Source organism: Paenibacillus sp. NN59 (assembly GCF_057597225.1).
Window position 1 is genome coordinate 4470863 of record NZ_CP199678.1, and the last position, 16472, is coordinate 4487334.

A 16472-nucleotide genomic window follows, 5' to 3' on the forward strand; every position below is an offset into this window, starting at 1 on the left:
ATTATAAACGACTGCTCTCCACTAAAAGTTACAAGCTTTTTACATCGTCAGTGTGAAAAAGTTAATATTTTGATGAACATAACAAAAAAGCACCCCAAGTTACGGGATGCCTCTTGATTATTCGATAGTTTTGCCGTCATTACGGGAATCATTACAATTTTGATACCGTTTGCTGAGCAACAGTTTATTGTTGATGGGATGATATTATTTACCAAATGAAGAAGGATCTTCACGCCACGATTGAAGCAGTGCAAAATCGCTCTCTTGAATGGTTCCTTGAGCCAACGCAACATCCATCAGCGCTGTATAATTGGACAGCGTTTGTAGAGGTATGCCGGCTTCCTCGAACGCTTTCACACCTTTATCCAGCTGATAGCTGAAAATCGCAAGAACTGCGAGTGGTGTCGCTCCTGCTACGCGTACAGCTTCTGCCGCTTTAATCGAACTTCCTCCGGTTGAAATCAAATCCTCGATCACGACTACTTTCTGTCCTTCGCTGATTAAACCTTCAATCAGATTTTCCTTGCCGTGACCTTTCGCTTTATCTCGAATATAGGCCATCGGCAGATTCAGCTTCTGAGCTACCCATGCAGCGTGTGGAATGCCCGCGGTCGCTGTACCTGCAATCACTTCAGCATCTGGATATTGATCACGAATGATTGCGGCAAAAGCTTCGGCAATATCGTTACGAATCTCAGGATAAGACATCGTCAGACGATTATCACAATAAATTGGTGATTTGATGCCGGATGTCCATGTGAATGGTTGCTGTGGACGCAGTGCCACCGCCTTTATTTTTAGCAACTGAGAAGCGATATGGTTTGGAATTTGGCTAAGTTCGATCATACGTTCAACATCTCCTTCAAAATGGTCTCTGCCGCTTCACGCGGGTTTGGTGCACCGGTAATGGGTCTGCCCACAACGATGTAATGACTGCCTCTGCTAATAGCTTCACCTGGTGTCAGGACACGTGTCTGGTCGCCAAGACCACTGCCTGCAGGACGAATACCGGGGGTTACCGTGCGAAAATTACTGCCACATGCTACCCGGATTGCTGGCACTTCGAGCGGAGAAGCCACCACACCATCCAGCCCGGCCTCCTGAGCCAGCCCGGCATAACGAACTACCGCTTGCTCTACACTCCCAGGGATACCGATCTCGTTATTCATCGTTTCCAGACTGGTGCTGGTCAATTGTGTCACAGCGATAATCTCAGGTCTTTTCAGCGAAGGATCTGCAGCAAGGGCAGCTTCCGCGCCTTCACGTGCTGCACGCATCATGCTGGCCCCACCCGCCGCATGTACATTAAACATGTCCACTCCAAGACGTGTGATGCTTTCGGCTCCGCCACGCACGGTGTTTGGAATATCATGCATTTTCACGTCAAGAAACACGGAGTACCCTCTCGCTTTCAATTCCCGAATAAAGTCCGGACCCGCTGCATAGAACAACTGCATGCCAACCTTGAGATAACAAGGAATACCCTCAAGAGCCTGTACCAGTTTCTGTGCCTCATCTGCCCCCGGATAATCGAGTGCAACCATCAGACGTCCAGCCATTTCATTGAAATTCGGGTGATTCATATCCCAGCGCCCCTTCCGCGTGCTCATTTTTTCCGTTTTTGCCCGATATAAAGGACATCCCGCCAGCCCGCAGGCTGACTGATGTCCTTCATCAAGTGACTATTCATTATACAAAGGCTGGCATAGCCTCCGAGGAGAAGTTGATCGTTTGTAGCATAATCAGCAACGCACGAATGGTATCCAGGGAAGTCATACATACCACACCATTCTCAACCGCTTCACGGCGGATACGGAATCCGTCACGTTGTGGCGTTTTACCTTTAGTCAAGGTATTGAACACAAAGTTCGCTTCACCACTGCGGATCATATCGAGAATGTTAGGTGAGCCTTCGCTCAATTTGTTCACAACGGTTACTGGAATGTTAGCCGCTTGAAGCGCAGCTGCCGTTCCGCCAGTTGCCATGATTTTGTATCCCAGTCTGTAGAAACCTTCGAGCAAAGGTACTGCTTCGTCCTTGTCTTTGTCTGCGACAGTGACCACAATGGCTCCAGTTGCTGGAATTTTCATTCCCGCACCGATCAGACCTTTGAACAGAGCTTTCGCATAGTTCGGGTCACGTCCCATAACCTCACCTGTTGATTTCATCTCAGGTCCGAGAGTCGGTTCAACACGGCGCAACTTCGCGAAGGAGAACACAGGTACTTTTACCGATACGTGATCCGCTTCCGGCCACAGACCATCTACATAACCCAGGTCTTTCAGTTTCACACCCAAGATCGCTTGTGTTGCCAGGTTCGCCATTGGAATGTTGGTTACTTTACTCAGGAAAGGAACCGTCCGGGAAGAACGCGGGTTAACCTCGATAACATAAACCTGACCCTCGTGGATAACAAACTGAATGTTAACCAGACCGATGGTTTTCAGTTCCTTGGCAATTTTGATCGTGATCTCTACAATTTTTTCTTTCAGATCTGCCGACAGATGCTGCGGTGGGTATACCGCAATCGAGTCACCGGAGTGTACCCCTGCGCGTTCGATATGCTCCATGATGCCTGGAACCAGTACCGTTTCACCGTCACAGATGGCGTCTACTTCCACCTCTTTACCCAGCATGTAACGGTCGATCAGAACCGGATGCTCTGGATTGATTTTTACCGCTTGCTCCATGTAAGTCAAGAGTTCCGCATCGGAGTATACAATCTCCATTGCACGACCGCCCAGGACATACGAAGGACGAACGAGTACAGGGTATCCAAGTGATTGAGCTGTTTCCACAGCATCGTCTACGGAAGTGACCGTTTTACCTTTTGGCTGTGCAATCTCCAGACGGGAGAGCAGGCGTTCGAACTTCTTACGATCCTCTGCTTCATCAATGCTTTCCAGATCCGTTCCGAGGATCGTTACTCCTGCATTGCGCAGCGGTGCTGCCAGGTTGATTGCCGTTTGCCCACCGAACTGCACGATAACGCCTACCGGTTGCTCTTGTTCAATGACGTTCATGACATCCTCGAAGAACAGCGGTTCGAAGTACAAGCGGTCAGAAGTGTTAAAGTCTGTGGATACAGTCTCCGGGTTATTATTGATAATAACCGCCTCGTATCCTGCTTTCTGCAAAGCCCATACTGCATGTACTGTGGAGTAGTCGAACTCAATACCTTGACCGATCCGGATCGGGCCGGAACCAAGCACCACCACTTTTTTCTTGTCCGAAGGCAACACTTCATTTTCTGTCTCATATGTCGAATAGTAATAAGGTGTTGTCGCTTCGAACTCAGCCGCACAGGTATCTACCATTTTGTAAACCGGACGAAGGTTCTCCTCTTCACGACGTGCTCTGACTTCTGCTTCAGTCGTCAATGTACCTCCAGGTTGACCTTCGGCACGCAATTCAGCGATAGCACGGTCCGTAAAACCAAGACGTTTCGCTTGATAGAGCGTTTCGGAAGTCAATTCGGATTCTGCGCGAACACGGTCTTCGAACTTAATGAGCCCTTCGATTTTATCCAGGAACCACCAGTCGATCTTGGTCAGATCCTGCAGTTGTTGCAGCGTATAACCTCTACGGAATGCTTCCGCGATCAGGAACATGCGCTCATCGTCTGCTTTCATCAGACGTTCGTTCAGCGTCGTTTCATCCAGTGTTTCTGCACCTTTCAGGTACAGACGGTGTACACCGATCTCCAGGGAACGAACCGCTTTGTGAATGGACTCTTCAAACGTACGTCCAATCGCCATCACTTCGCCTGTTGCTTTCATCTGTGTACCCAGTTTCCGGTTCGCCGATGTGAACTTGTCGAACGGCCAGCGTGGAATTTTACTTACGATATAGTCAAGTGTTGGCTCAAAGCAAGCGTACGTTTGACCTGTAACCGGGTTAATGATCTCATCCAGCGTATAACCCATTGCGATTTTGGCAGCCATTTTCGCAATCGGATAACCTGTTGCTTTGGAAGCCAGCGCCGATGAACGGCTTACACGCGGGTTAACCTCGATTACGTAATATTGGAAGCTGTGCGGATCGAGCGCGAACTGAACGTTACATCCTCCCTCAATATTCAGGGCACGGATGATTTTCAGGGAAGCGGAACGCAGCATTTGGTATTCACGGTCAGACAACGTTTGGCTTGGAGCCACAACGATACTGTCACCTGTATGAACGCCTACCGGGTCAAAGTTTTCCATGTTGCAAACTACGATGCAGTTATCGTTTTTGTCACGCATAACCTCGTACTCGACTTCTTTCATACCGGCGATGCTCTTCTCTACCAGACATTGACCAATCGGGCTGTAACGAATTCCGGCTGCTACGGTTTCGCGCAGTTCTTCTTCGTTTGCACAGATTCCGCCGCCTGTTCCGCCAAGGGTATAGGCCGGACGTACGATGATTGGATAACCGATCTCACCAGCAAATTCCAGCGATTCTTCCAGCGTTGTAACGATGACACTTTCTGGTACGGGTTGTTCTAGTTCGCGCATCAGATCACGGAACAGATCGCGGTCTTCCGCTTTCTCGATGGACGTCAGTTGTGTTCCGAGCAATTTCACGTTTTCACGTTCAAGCACACCCGCACGTGCGAGTTCAACAGCCATGTTCAGACCTGTTTGGCCGCCCAGTGTTGGCAACAAGCCGTCCGGACGTTCCTGACGAATGATTTGGGTTACAAAATCCAGCGTAATTGGCTCAATGTACACTTTGTCAGCCATATTGGTGTCCGTCATGATTGTTGCAGGGTTACTGTTAATGAGTACAACTTCCACGCCTTCTTCTTTCAGAGCCTGGCAAGCTTGCGTACCGGCATAGTCGAACTCGGCTGCTTGACCGATGACGATTGGACCGGAACCAATCACCAGGATTTTTTTGAGATCTTTGTTAATCGGCATGTTATTGCGCTCCTTTCACTGCGGCTGCCAATACGGCTTGACGCGGCTTTTGCGGGTTAGTGATCTTGTGCTCACGAATCATCTCGATGAAACGATCAAACAGGTAGCTGTTATCATAAGGTCCTGGCGCTGCCTCCGGGTGATATTGTACGGAGAAGGCAGGATATTTTTTATGTTTCAGACCTTCGATGGTCTTGTCATTATTGTTGATATGTGTAACTTCAAGATCTGTGCTCTTCACAGACTCTTCGTTTACCGTGTAACCGTGGTTTTGGGATGTGATGAAGCAACGTCCACTCTCCAGTTCTTTAACCGGGTGATTGCCTCCGCGGTGTCCAAACTTGAGTTTTTCCGTGTCTGCGCCTGCTGCCAGGGCGAACAACTGGTGACCCAGGCAGATACCGAAGATCGGATATTCACCGAGCAACTCGCTGATCATGTTCACGGCATGAGGTACGTCTTTCGGGTCCCCAGGGCCGTTGGACAATTGAATGCCATCCGGGTTCAGGCGACGAATCTCGTCAGCCGTTACGTCATGAGGCACGACAACAACATCACAGTTACGTTTGCTGAGTTCACGCAAAATCCCTGTTTTTGCGCCGTAGTCGACCAGAACGATACGTTCTGCTGTTCCCGGACTGTTGTACACATGCTCTGTAGACGTCATAGGCACCTGATTACGCAATTGCTCAATCGTAGTGTCCCCCATCATCTCCAGCAGTTCTTCGACAGGTTTCGATCCTGTTGTGAGAATTCCCTTCATTGTACCGTGGTGACGAATCCGGCGAGTCAACATCCGTGTATCAATCTCGCTGATCCCTACGATGCCGTATTCTTTCAGCAGATTATCCACGCTGTACTCTGCACGCCAGTTGCTCGGCGTTGGCTCATGGCGTCGTACCACGAAACCGTGCACGTAAGGACGAATCGACTCAAAGTCATCTCGGGTAATTCCGTAGTTACCGATCAATGGATACGTCATCGTTACGATCTGGCCACAGTATGAAGGATCTGAAAGTACCTCTTGATAGCCTGTAATTCCCGTATTAAAAACGACCTCTCCTGTCGTTTCACCTTCCGCACCAAATGCTTTTCCGGTGAACAGCGTGCCGTCTTCCAACAATAATCTTGCCTGTCCCTGCATCCCATTTCACTCCCTCTGTGTTTATCCAAGTTGAATTCTTGGAGTTGAACATAAGTGATGTACGTTAGCTGTAGCTTCATGGTCAGAAAACCCTGCGATCGCTGTTATCCCCGAATTACTTTAATTCCATTTTTCAAATGGAGTAATTCGTTGATAAAGGCGGGCGCTTCGCTTCTTCGGGTTCTTTCTGCCCACTCCGCAGTTACGTCCCGCGTCTATGTTCAAAAGCAGGATTCAACTTTTCTTTGTTGCGTCTATTTTGACTCAAGGCTTGACTTGCCTTGAGTTTGTTCATAAAAAGTGTTTACTGATCAAGCTTTTAGTTCGTTAAAAAATAGTTGTTATGAGTGCCATTGTATCTTTTTAACGATGTGTTACGTCAGCATGTTGCTGTTTTATTGCTCTAACGTGTTATTCCATACACTTTTCCCATCCACCCATGTTTGTACCGGCCAGCCTTTCAGCTTCCAGCCTGTGAACGGTGTGTTTCTGCCTTTTGTTGCGAACGTTGCCGGGTCAACAGCCTTTTCCTGATTCAGATCAATCATCGTCAGGTCGGCAGGTGCTCCTGCTTCCAGCTTGCCCGTATCCAGTCTGAATACGCGAGCCGGATCAGCCGTCATACGTTTTACCAGGAAGTCTAACGTCCATAATCCTGTTTCAACAAACTTCGTGTAGAGTAACGGGAAGGCCGTTTCGAATCCAACGATACCAAATGGCGCGAGCTCCATGCCTTTGGCTTTCTCTTCTTCGCTATGCGGTGCATGGTCAGTCACGATCATGTCGAGGGTTCCATCCTGCAAACCTTCGATACAAGCCTGCACATCACGTGGCGAGCGTAGCGGTGGGTTCATTTTCCAATTGGCATCCATGCCTGGGATGTCTTCATCGGATAGAACGAGGTGGTGCGGACATACCTCGGCAGTCACCTTGATGCCGATCGATTTCGCCAGACGAATCAGACGAACCGATTGTTCTGTACTGACATGGCACACATGGTAGTGTACCCCTGTTGCTTCTGCTAGCAGGATGTCGCGGCCTACGTGAATGGCTTCGGACTCGTTCGGGATGCCTTTGATGCCATGGCGTTTGGAGAATTCACCTTCAGTGACATACCCGCCAACTACCAGAGAATCATCCTCACAATGGGCAATCACGGGCATATCCATGCTGGCTGCGAGGCTCATAGCATCCTTCATCATTTGCGCATTCTGTACACCTACGCCGTCGTCCGTGAAGCCAATCGCACCCGCTTCTTTTAATGCGGCAAAGTCGGTCAATTCACGGCCTAGTTCGTTTTTGGTAATCGCCGCATAGGGCAACACTTTAACCAGATCTGCTTCCTTAGCTTTGTTCAGTACCAGTTCTACAACCTCAGGTGTGTCGGTTACCGGTCTTGTATTTGGCATGCAGGCAATGGTTGTAAACCCGCCTTGTGCAGCGGAGAGAGCTCCTGTTTCGATCGTCTCTTTATGTTCGAATCCAGGCTCGCGTAGATGCACGTGCATATCGATTAATCCAGGGATCACCAGCTTGCCTGATGCATCGGTTACCTGCTCTGCTGACTTCTCGGCGTTCCGTACGATTTCATCTTCCGGGCCAGCGATCGTTTTAATTTTACCTTCTTCTATAAGAATGGTTTTCCGTTCAAGTTCCCCTTGTTGATTCAAGACGTTTGCGTTTTTTATCACCTGTACCATAATTGCCCTCCGCTTCGGTTCTGTCCAGCAGGGTAGATCCGCTAGATGAATGTTTTATCGTCTACTCTCTCTTCATTGGTGTGCAAGAACATCGTCTCGCCAGCCTATGACTCTATGCTAGGCCCTGTTACAGCTTCATCGCACGTTCCATAACCGCCATGCGGATCGGAACTCCGTTTGCCATCTGTGGGAAAATTCGTGAAGCTTCGCTCTCTACAACCGCATCATCCACTTCAACGTTACGGTTCACAGGAGCAGGGTGCATAATAATCGTACTTGGCTTCAGGCGTGATGCCCGTTCTTCCGTCAATCCGTAGTGTTCGCGATAATCCTCAGCTGAAGTGATCAGGCCATGTTGATGACGTTCCAGTTGAACCCTGAGCATCATGACTACATCAGCATTCAGCGCTTCTTCAAGACCTACATAAGGTGCGTGCTCTGCAAGCTCTGGCGCCTGCATTGTTTGCGGTGCGCAGAAACGTACATCTGCACCAAACTTTTGCAGTGCCCACAAGTTAGAGCGTGCTACCCGGCTATGCATGATATCTCCGATGATTGAGACACGTAAACCTTTCAGCTCACCAAATGCCTTCCGCATCGTGTAGAGATCAAGGAGCGCCTGCGTCGGATGCTCATTATTACCATCTCCCGCATTCACTAGCGGCACACTGACCTTCTGAGCCAGTTGTTGCAAGACACCGGCCGGTTTCAAGCGAATGACCCCTGCATCGATCCCCATGGATTCAAGTGTTCGAACCGTGTCGTAGATCGACTCGCCCTTTTCTACACTTGACGCAGCTGCTGTGAAGTTCAACACTTGAGCTCCCAGTCGCTTCTCTGCCATTTCAAATGAAAATCGGGTGCGGGTACTGTTCTCGAAGAACATGTTCGCTACAAAGCGGGACTCAAGGACCGGAACGAGTTTTTCCTTCTGTGCTTCCCAGTGGGCTGCACGATTCAGAATCGACTCGATCTCGTCACGGCTAATGTCTTTTAATCCAAGCAAGCTTCGGTCTTTCAGCGCTGTCTGTGTAATCATCATGCCTGCTCCCCTCGGTTCTGTATGATTTTGACCTCATCCTGTCCGTCTGTCTCCATGAGTGCAACCTCGATCTCTTCTGATTTGGATGTCGGCACGTTTTTGCCAATAAAATCAGGTCTGATCGGTAGTTCCCGGTGTCCACGGTCTGCAAGTACTGCCAGCTGTATGTTCTGTGGTCTTCCACAGTCCATCAGCGCATCCATCGCAGCTCGTATTGTGCGTCCGGTATATAGCACATCATCGAACAAAATCACTTTTTTGTTATGAATGGAAAGTGATTCAGGTGTCATAATCAACAGTTCCTTGCGATTCGCCTGGTTATCATCCAGTCGGTCATCACGATAGAGGGTTACATCAAGTTCTCCCCAGGGAACTTTGGCGCCTTCAATCTCTTCGATCTTGGCGGCGATTCGTTCGGCCAGATACACTCCGCGGGTGCGGATTCCAACCAGCACGCAATCGTCGATGCCTTTGTTCTTCTCCAATATTTCATGGGCAATCCTTGTCAATGCGCGGCGAATCGCCGTTTCATCCATAATGACATGTGTCTCTGTGCTCATGCGTTCAGCCTCCTCAGGATTTTCCTTCGAAACCATGGCCCCGTGACGAGGAGAACAAAAAAGACTCCTTGCCGTGTTTATTGGCAAGGAGTCTCCGAACTTCAGACGTCGCTGAAGAAAGTTTACTCTCGGGATGCATCATTATATCTGCCGCAGCAAATAAATGATGAATCGTTCACGTTACCTTGCCAGTCTCACGGGACTGATTTAAAGGTGCTATTCATGTCGTGCATATGAGGAACCTCACAGAGTTCTATCTCAATATGCCCGTTTGTCTTCATGAATTATGACAGAAAGACAACCCTCTGTCAACACCTCACCTCGCAGGTGCAAATCCTCTGCTTCGTCTTATTAGAATCAGCATTTAGGCGACAAAACATCCATGTCACATCACATGTCATTCGTCATTTATAATTATACAACAAACCTGCATATTTATCCATAGACAATTACAACCTGTTTCTAATCCAAATAACACCACCTGTCCCCTATTTTCAAACACTTCTCCTGAATCTATGAAGTTGATGAATCAGTCTCCTTTCAATTGGGGAAGTTTATACACACGTTCATTTAATAAATCCGCCTTTTTTCCGATATACATATAGCTTAGGGAGTAACAACGTAAGGAAGGTGACCTTATCCCTCCACTGTTATAGCTCCCTTCATTATTTTGAAGGAGGACACCATGCGTCACATATGGCAAATTTACAAGACAGACTGGCTACATATTTTCAAAGTACCCACAGGTGTATTTCTGATCGTCGCAATCATATTACTGCCAGGTGTATACGACTGGGTAAATGTCAAATCCGTTTGGGACCCGTACAGTAATACACAAGGCATCAAAATCGCCGTAACTAGTGAAGACAAGGGTGCCACGGTTACGGGTACTGCCATTAATATTGGCGATGAGTTAATGTATAGTTTAAGTCACAACCACAAGCTGGGATGGACATTTGTGAATCAAGCCGAAGCTAACCGAGGTGTTCAGACCGGTGAGTATTATGCCAGCCTGCTCATTCCTGCTGATTTTTCATCACGGATCACGGGCATTGTGGATGGAAAACTGGATCGACCGGAAGTCATATACACAGTCAATGAAAAAGTCAATGCCATCGCTCCCAAAATAACCGGTTCGGGTGTATCCGCCATTACAACGCAGATTAATGAGAATTTTACTGAAGCCGTCAGTGAAGCAGTGCTTACCAAGCTGAAGGAAGCTGGCGTAGAGATTAATGCACAGTTGCCAACGCTACGCAAAATGGAAAGTGGCATCTTTTTGCTGGAGAAAAATCTGCCTGAAATCCAGACAGCTGGTCAGAAAGTGCTCGAAGTTGACCAAGCCATGCCGGAGATTGTAAAACAGGCTCAAAAAATTGTTGAATTAGAGAAAAGACTGCCTGAAATTAATGAAGCTGCTGGATATGTACTAAAAGTACAGCAATATTGGCCTCAGATTAAAGCGGCTGCTTCAGAGGTGGTAGCCTTACAAGATCGAATACCGGAAATAGAGCAAGCCGTCGCCCGCATTCAAGAGGTTGATGCCAACTTCGGACAAGTTTCTGGAGTAATTCAAACCGCCCTGGATAAGACCAATCAAGCTCTTGCTATCGTTTCTGATGCTGAGCAGGATTTGGATAAGGTGTCCGAAATTTCTGATAACGCAGTGCAGTTTGCTAATGGATTAAATCAATTTGCAAGTTCCAGTCAGGAAGCCTTCCAATCGATTACGCCAACGATTCGGCAAAATCTGATGTTCGTGCAGCAAATAACAAACGTAGCTGGCGATATGTTTGAACAATTAAAAGGAACCGATTGGAGTAAGTTGCCAAGCGCTGATGACATCGACCGTCTTACTTCTCGTCTAGGCACTGCAGTAAAAATCATGGATAGTATGTCTGATCTGTTAGGCAAAATCGATGCTCTATTGCCCTCTCATCCACTGGCAACAAGGATACAGCAATTACAAACGATATTCGAACAACTTCAGCAACAAATAAAACTGGCCGGAATCATCAGTACAGCCTTGCGCGAGAATACAATCCCTCCCGCAGATGTTGTTGCCCGATTAAATGAAATGAATAGAAACATTAACACCGGGATCGATCGCTTCCTAAGCACCTTTGATAGCCAGATTGTTCCTGCGCTTACGGATGCAACCGATCAGCTAAAGTCTGTTCTCTCTACGTCAGCTAATACGTTGCAAGCAGCAAAGGAGCGTCTTCCCGACATTGCAGCAATTCTCGCTACAGCGAAGGAGGGCATTCAATTTGGTCAAACGGAGCTGGAAAAAATTCAGGGTGATCTACCCGACATTCAGGCTAAGGTGCATGAGATTTCACAAACCGTTGGCACTAAGAGTGAATCCTTTATCCGTGCTTGGAATGTGGTGTCTTCCCTTATTCAACGTGATCTGCCCAAGCTGGAGGATAAATTAAATGCGGCTGCCGATTTTGTTCGTAATGATCTGCCTCAGGCTGAGAAGCAAATTAGCAAAGCGTCCAGCTTTGTGCAGCATCAACTGCCCGATGTGCAACAAGGAGTACATCGCGTAGCTACTCTTGTTCGTAAGGACTTGCCAGAGTTGGAAAGTGCAATCCGCAAGGCTGCCGAGAAATTAAGAGAAGTCGAGGGCAATAATCAATTTGCCGAGCTCGCCAAATTGTTGCGGGGGGATATTGAGGAGGAAAGTGCATTCCTCGCGAGTCCAGTACAGATTAAGGAACAACACCTGTACCCCATTCCGAATTACGGTTCAGCCATGTCACCATTCTATGCCGTATTATCACTATGGGTAGGTTCAACATTGTTAATATCCCTGTTGCGTGCGGAAGCAGAAAACCCGGAGGGCGCATACCGCGGATATGAACTGTATCTCGGTCGCCTAGCTACTTTCCTAACCGTTGGTTTATTGCAGGCGATATGCGTTACAGCGGGAGACATCTGGATTCTGGGAACGTATGTCGCAGATCAATGGTTGTTTATTGTATTTGCCATGCTAGTGAGTGCAGTGTTTGTCACGATCACATATACGCTTTTATCTGTATTCGGTAATATTGGCAAAGGCATCGCTATTATCTTCATGGTGTTTCAGTTCTCCAGTTCGGGTGGTACTTTCCCGATCAGCATGACTTCGCCCTTTTTTCAAGCGTTAAATCCGTTCATGCCGTTCACTTATGCTATCAGTCTGCTACGTGAAGCTGTCGGTGGTATTCTATGGTCAACAGCCATAAAGGACATCCTGTGGTTATGTCTGTTCATAGCGCTTAGTCTTATTCTTGCTCTCTTGTTAAAACGACCATTAAGCAGCTTAACGAAACGTTCTGCTGAAAATGCGAAAAAAACGAAAATCATTGCTTGATTTGTGTATTTAGCAGTACCTGAGTTTCGCAAAAAAGGCCTCTTGAACGTAAGTTCAAGAAGCCTTTTTCTTTTTGTATTACTACACAGGATATCATCATGTGCTGTGCCACGCTGTTCTTTCAATTCTTTCCCGATCTGCTCATCGCTGTGCTGAACGTTGCTGTTCCAGCTGTTCATAAGATTGTTTAATCGTCGACAGGGTTTCGAAATGACGATAGATGTTGTTGCCAACCGTGACGAGCAAGGATGCTACGAGCAGTCCAATCAGTACTTTTTTACCCAACCCGGAGCGCAGACTGCTGATAAACATACCACCAAGCAGATAAAAAGCAAACAAATAATGTCCGGCATACAGGTACATATCATACTGATACACAGCCAGCCCGAATCCTACAACAAGGTGAAGCAGGAAAGCAAATATAATGTACGGCATTAACGTCCACACACTACGCTCGCGTATACCACGAATGAAACCTGCTAGCGCAAGGAACAAAAGAAATATACCCGTAATTTGAACATAAAGCGGATTAGAGCGGGTAAGGTCTGTGACAAATGCGACCATACCCGGATCAAGCAAGTATACTTGGGGAGATAACATCGGATTGATGGTCAGCAATACCAACGCTTTATAATGTGCCGCCCACTGGAAAGGTGTCGCATAACTGGTGCCCCCATTTTGAATACCTAACAACCAGTTGCTTATCCAGCTTCGGCCGCCAAATGCAACATACTGAATGGCTGTTAACACCAGAATCATCAGTACGGCGAGTGACATAATGCCGATATATTTTTTCCAACCTGCCTTACTACGCCATGCCTGCATATTAAAGAAGACAGCTCCGGCAAACGGTACGATATTAGTCGAAGTTAATCCAAAGTTAATTGTCGCAAGTAGTGCATTCGGGACATAACGGACGTCCTGCTGTGCCCGCGAATACTGCAAGTACAGAACAGACAGAAGAATAACAAACTGCACATACGGATACGAGTCCGGGATAAAGGCCGTAAACATTAAATACGAGCTGAACCCAAACAGCAACGCGAACAACAACGGTGTATGTGTAGATTTCTTTTCATTTTGGCTAAGAAAAATAAAAACCAGAACAACTGAACCTGCATTCACAAGGGATTGTAAAATCAGAAAAAACCAATTGCCCCCCAGCAGCTTGGAAATAGCTCCGAGCGTAACCGCCAAATAAGATATTAAGGGGTGAATAACCGAAGAACTGTTATCTCCGTAATACATCGAAGGATCAAAATTAAACAGGTTAAGTGGAAATACCGCTGTATTAAACGGTGTATATTTTCCCAGCATCTCTGCGTTTTGACTGATATACATAATATAAGAACCATTCATCAAACCATAAAAAAGAGCAAAACCGGCGAACAAAACAAAAGCAGTCCAAGTCACTCTACGGTCATAAAATATGTAATCTAGAAATTTCATGCGTTCACATCCAATAGTTAATGATAAAGATTAGAAATATAAAATCCGGTCTAGAGTACCAGCAAGCATAGCCCGCCCATTATACAGATAACGCCGATCCATCTCATTGGTCCTACCGTCTCCTTAAAAGCCCACCTTGCAATAATAAGGGTCCAGACGTAGGTTAAAGCGTTCGCAGGCAACACCACGGTTAAAGGCAGAAACTTCAGTAACACAATGTTAAGCAGTGCACCCGTTCCATAAAAACCAAGTCCGATCAGCACATGTAGTCGTTTACGACTCGTTGCGTAAAATTTCAACCCAGCCCCGCCCATCGCTCCGCATAGGGTCATCACGATTAACACAGCAATCATCCAACTATCGATCCACACTGGTTAACGTCACCCCGATTCCCAGGAGCACAACAGCCGCAAGCTTTTGTACCGTAATTTCTTCACCAAGCAAGAAATATCCATAGATTAAAGCAAAAACATAACTGGCACACATGAGCGGATAGGCTACCGAGAGCTTTTCGCGCGCGAATGCCTTAATCATCAAAATGGCTCCCATGCCGTAACATAGAAAACCCACACCCATGTAGATCCACTCCGTCAATCCCCACTTCCAGAACAATTGCCCTGTCGCCGTCAGGAAAGCAGAAGCCAGCATCAACCATTTGCCGGTGTGACGTGAACCTATTTCCCCCACGTCAACGCCTCCATCTCAGGAACACGTTTATTTACAAAATACCGCTGACGCACAAGCTGCATGACGGGAAGATCAGATAAAGAATCGGAGTAGGAGCAGGATTGCTCATAATCAATTTCCATGTTTTTCTCGGCCAAATAAGCTTGAATCCGGCGTACCTTTTCTTCTCCCTTACAATTGGCACCTTCAATGATGCAGGTATAACCATTCTCATGTCGAACAAGTTCGGTTCCGATCACATGATCGACCCAAGGGAAATTTTTGAAATACTTCATATACGCATGCGGAGAAGCCGTTACGAGCAACACGTGATATCCAGCTTCCTTCCGATGTTGCATCTCTACACTCGCCTCCGTAAATATGGAAGTTCGGAGGTGGGTATCGAAAAAATGCTCCAGGTCTTTTTCAGACATACGTTTGATTTCTTGAAAATAGGAACGTTTAACTCGTTCAACCGTCATAATACCCGCTTTGAATAGGAAGGTATGAAATGCAATGACAGGCAGACGCCATACTTGCCAAGGATAACGTCGCACACTATAAAATACAAATTGAAACATGGAGTCACTGCGTATAATCGTTTTATCGATATCAAAGATCGCAACCTTCGTTCGTTTCACCCTGATCCCCCTCTATACTAAATCTCTCTATGATCATTCGAAAATGGCAAAAATCGTAATCACACTCACTACATACAAAATAACCGTAATCAGGATAGGCTTGTCCTCAAATAAAACCCGGTCCGGTGATCCGCCCTGATTTTTCATATGGATCAGATACAAATACCGGAACATGCCATAAATCACCAGTGGAATGGTCCACATCAGATGAATAGTGCGATCTGACGTAAAGGTGAACAGTGAATAACTGATGATGGTTGCTGTCGTGACGATCGTGTTGAACTGATCCAGTAACGTTATCGAGTAATTATCCAGCACTTTACGATGTGATCCTGTGTTGCCTTCGAGCAATGTAAGTTCATTTCTCCGTTTACCAATCGCAAGGAACAGCGATAACAACATCGTGCAAATCAGAAACCAAGGGGTGAACGGCACATGAATCAATACACCACCAGCAATTGCACGAAGCACAAAACCTGCCGCAATGGTCATCATATCCAGAATAACGAGATGTTTCAGTACAAAAGAATAAGATACGTTCAGTAGGAAATACACAATGCACAATACACCGAACAACGGATTCATCACAAAAGCAGCTCCCAAGGAAAACACAAGGAGAGCCATTCCGAATACTATTGCATGTGTAGGATTAACCTGCCCTGAAGCGATTGGACGGAATTGCTTAGTCGGATGTTGCCTATCCCGTTCCCGATCTACATAGTCGTTCAGTATATACACACATCCTGCAACAAGGCTAAATAACAGAAAGCCAATCACTGTTGAAACAATGGTCTCCGTTCGGATTTCCTCAAATGAAAATAACAATGCTGCAAATAACAGCAAATTTTTTGTCCACTGTTTAGGCCTTAGCAATTTAAATAAACCAGAAACGGTTCCAGCATTACCTACAGCAGAAGACGCGGTATCTTGCCGTGATGAAAACAATAGCAATAACTCCCTTCAACAACAATTCTAACGGATTAGTCTATACAAATAACGTAAAG

Annotated in this window: 13 protein-coding genes; 1 reads left to right on the forward strand and 12 read right to left on the reverse strand. The window is 46.8% G+C overall.

Translation table 11 applies throughout. From position 1 onward, the window contains the following. Positions 1-204 precede the first annotated feature (204 nt). The 7 genes from pyrE to pyrR form a co-directional block, all read right to left on the reverse strand. Entirely contained in the window at positions 205-846 is a 642-nt protein-coding gene (gene pyrE, locus ACT89M_RS19625) for an orotate phosphoribosyltransferase (RefSeq protein WP_090923728.1), read from the reverse strand. Beyond that, entirely contained in the window at positions 843-1583 is a 741-nt protein-coding gene (gene pyrF / locus ACT89M_RS19630) for an orotidine-5'-phosphate decarboxylase (RefSeq protein WP_154888154.1), read from the reverse strand. Before pyrF ends, pyrE begins: the two co-directional genes overlap by 4 nt. Before the next feature lie 106 nt (positions 1584-1689). After that, positions 1690-4905: a carbamoyl-phosphate synthase large subunit gene (gene carB, locus ACT89M_RS19635; protein ID WP_253492642.1), complete on the reverse strand. Its 3216-nt coding sequence runs from the start codon at positions 4903-4905 to the stop codon at positions 1690-1692. A 1-nt stretch (position 4906) separates the two neighbouring features. After that, positions 4907-6049, reverse strand: coding sequence for a glutamine-hydrolyzing carbamoyl-phosphate synthase small subunit (gene carA, locus ACT89M_RS19640; protein ID WP_090923731.1), 1143 nt, complete (start codon positions 6047-6049; stop codon positions 4907-4909). 395 nt (positions 6050-6444) lie between these two features. Continuing rightward, complete coding sequence (locus tag ACT89M_RS19645; protein ID WP_154888150.1) at positions 6445-7749, reverse strand: dihydroorotase; 1305 nt, start codon at positions 7747-7749, stop codon at positions 6445-6447. A gap of 127 nt (positions 7750-7876) precedes the next feature. After that, positions 7877-8788 carry an aspartate carbamoyltransferase catalytic subunit gene (locus tag ACT89M_RS19650; RefSeq protein WP_373323254.1) on the reverse strand — a complete coding sequence of 304 codons (912 nt, stop codon included), beginning with the start codon at positions 8786-8788 and terminating at the stop codon, positions 7877-7879. Then, positions 8788-9351: a bifunctional pyr operon transcriptional regulator/uracil phosphoribosyltransferase PyrR gene (pyrR, locus tag ACT89M_RS19655; protein WP_090923734.1), complete on the reverse strand. Its 564-nt coding sequence runs from the start codon at positions 9349-9351 to the stop codon at positions 8788-8790. Before pyrR ends, ACT89M_RS19650 begins: the two co-directional genes overlap by 1 nt. 685 nt (positions 9352-10036) lie before the next feature. Between pyrR and ACT89M_RS19660 the strand changes: the two genes are divergently transcribed. Beyond that, the gene (locus tag ACT89M_RS19660; protein ID WP_308722814.1) at positions 10037-12712 is read left to right on the forward strand and encodes a YhgE/Pip domain-containing protein; all 2676 of its coding nucleotides are present in this window, start codon (positions 10037-10039) and stop codon (positions 12710-12712) included. 141 nt (positions 12713-12853) lie between these two features. Here the strand turns inward: ACT89M_RS19660 and ACT89M_RS19665 are convergent, their stop codons facing one another. Genes ACT89M_RS19665 through ACT89M_RS19685 form a run of 5 tightly spaced genes read right to left on the reverse strand, consistent with a single transcriptional unit; the run spans position 12854 to position 16413 of the window. Beyond that, positions 12854-14161 carry a DUF6080 domain-containing protein gene (locus tag ACT89M_RS19665; protein ID WP_253492625.1) on the reverse strand — a complete coding sequence of 436 codons (1308 nt, stop codon included), beginning with the start codon at positions 14159-14161 and terminating at the stop codon, positions 12854-12856. 50 nt (positions 14162-14211) lie between these two features. Continuing rightward, positions 14212-14514 carry an EamA family transporter gene (locus tag ACT89M_RS19670; RefSeq protein ID WP_090923794.1) on the reverse strand — a complete coding sequence of 101 codons (303 nt, stop codon included), beginning with the start codon at positions 14512-14514 and terminating at the stop codon, positions 14212-14214. A 4-nt stretch (positions 14515-14518) separates the two neighbouring features. Continuing rightward, the gene (locus tag ACT89M_RS19675) at positions 14519-14809 is read right to left on the reverse strand and encodes an EamA family transporter (RefSeq protein ID WP_090923793.1); all 291 of its coding nucleotides are present in this window, start codon (positions 14807-14809) and stop codon (positions 14519-14521) included. A 26-nt stretch (positions 14810-14835) separates the two neighbouring features. Next, positions 14836-15468 (reverse strand): HAD family hydrolase, encoded by a 633-nt coding sequence (locus ACT89M_RS19680; RefSeq protein WP_253492623.1) that lies wholly within the window; start codon positions 15466-15468, stop codon positions 14836-14838. 33 nt (positions 15469-15501) lie between these two features. After that, the gene (locus ACT89M_RS19685) at positions 15502-16413 is read right to left on the reverse strand and encodes a decaprenyl-phosphate phosphoribosyltransferase (protein WP_154888140.1); all 912 of its coding nucleotides are present in this window, start codon (positions 16411-16413) and stop codon (positions 15502-15504) included. Positions 16414-16472: the final 59 nt, after the last annotated feature.

What these genes read in the sequence shown, in the direction of transcription:
- ACT89M_RS19660 (WP_308722814.1), top strand. Translation starts at nt 10,037, where the DNA reads ATGCGTCACATATGGCAAATTTACAAGACAGACTGGCTACATATTTTC.
- ACT89M_RS19650 (WP_373323254.1), bottom strand. Translation starts at nt 8,788, where the DNA reads ATGATTACACAGACAGCGCTGAAAGACCGAAGCTTGCTTGGATTAAAA.
- ACT89M_RS19675 (WP_090923793.1), bottom strand. Translation starts at nt 14,809, where the DNA reads ATGCTGGCTTCTGCTTTCCTGACGGCGACAGGGCAATTGTTCTGGAAG.
- pyrE (WP_090923728.1), bottom strand. Translation starts at nt 846, where the DNA reads ATGATCGAACTTAGCCAAATTCCAAACCATATCGCTTCTCAGTTGCTA.
- carA (WP_090923731.1), bottom strand. Translation starts at nt 6,049, where the DNA reads ATGCAGGGACAGGCAAGATTATTGTTGGAAGACGGCACGCTGTTCACC.
- pyrF (WP_154888154.1), bottom strand. Translation starts at nt 1,583, where the DNA reads ATGAATCACCCGAATTTCAATGAAATGGCTGGACGTCTGATGGTTGCA.
- carB (WP_253492642.1), bottom strand. Translation starts at nt 4,905, where the DNA reads ATGCCGATTAACAAAGATCTCAAAAAAATCCTGGTGATTGGTTCCGGT.
- ACT89M_RS19670 (WP_090923794.1), bottom strand. Translation starts at nt 14,514, where the DNA reads ATGATTGCTGTGTTAATCGTGATGACCCTATGCGGAGCGATGGGCGGG.
- ACT89M_RS19645 (WP_154888150.1), bottom strand. Translation starts at nt 7,749, where the DNA reads ATGGTACAGGTGATAAAAAACGCAAACGTCTTGAATCAACAAGGGGAA.
- ACT89M_RS19665 (WP_253492625.1), bottom strand. Translation starts at nt 14,161, where the DNA reads ATGAAATTTCTAGATTACATATTTTATGACCGTAGAGTGACTTGGACT.
- pyrR (WP_090923734.1), bottom strand. Translation starts at nt 9,351, where the DNA reads ATGAGCACAGAGACACATGTCATTATGGATGAAACGGCGATTCGCCGC.